The organism is Pseudomonas sp. ES3-33, assembly GCF_000952175.1.
Classification (GTDB): Bacteria; Pseudomonadota; Gammaproteobacteria; order Pseudomonadales; family Pseudomonadaceae; genus Aquipseudomonas; species Aquipseudomonas gregormendelii.
Window position 1 is genome coordinate 1 of sequence record NZ_JZRI01000113.1, and the last position, 889, is coordinate 889.

1 pseudogene is annotated in these 889 nt (G+C 43.5%); it reads left to right on the forward strand.

From position 1 onward, the window contains the following. Positions 1 to 755 (forward strand): annotated as a pseudogene (locus tag UB23_RS29515) (hypothetical protein); the annotation flags it as partial. Between the last annotated feature and the right edge of the window lie 134 nt (positions 756 to 889).

The following is an 889-nucleotide window of genomic DNA, read 5'->3' on the forward strand; positions in this document are numbered from 1 at the left end:
AGATGTGTATAAGAGACAGGTCAGAGAGTGTCAGATTCCTGAATTGGTGGAACGAGCGCTGTCTTGATCTTTGTTATTTTGAAACTCAATTTGGATTATCAACTGATCAAAAGTGGGTGAGTATTGCTCCGTGTTTTTTTCCGAAGCTGCATATTTCTTTTGATCTTGGTTTTAATGTGGCCTTCTGGAATGCGCATGAGCGTGTAGTTTCCGTAGATCCGCTGGGCGGGTACTTGATTAATAACGAATACCGTCTGATTTTTTTCCACTTCAGCTCCTTTGACGAAAAAAATCCGGATTTATTGAGCAAACGCGAATTTGCCGACAGAGAGACTGGGCGAACTGACTATTCTGAACTGGCTCATCGCTACAATAAGTCATTGCAGCGTTTGAAAATTCCGATTTCGAAAACCAGATATGGTTTTGACTATATGTCTAATGGCGATTATGTATCGCCAACTTTGCGACGTGCATATGCGAGTGTTTTGAATGACCTGCCTCGTGGTCATGATCCGTTTGATTCCAATGGACCTGTAGCAGCATTTGCAAAGAAGAACTATTTGATCAGCGACAAGTCGGGGTACCAGCCGACTGGTTTTGGTGATATTGAAAGTAACAGAAGCAAGTTTGTTATAGTTAACAAGCTAATGAAAATGGCACTTTACGCTTTGGGGCCAAACCGATTCATGAATTTTTCTCGCCTGCTCGTATATCTTTCGAGCTTCAGGCTGAATCGGGATATGTGGAAACTGTAACTGCAGGTGGCTTTCAGTAGTGAGGGTTGGTTAAGTAGCGCCGGCTTTTAAGACTGTTAAGTAAGGCTGAACGCGCCTGAGGGGGGAAGCCCCCTCTTTAAGCTCAGTCCTACAGCTGTCTCTTATACACATCT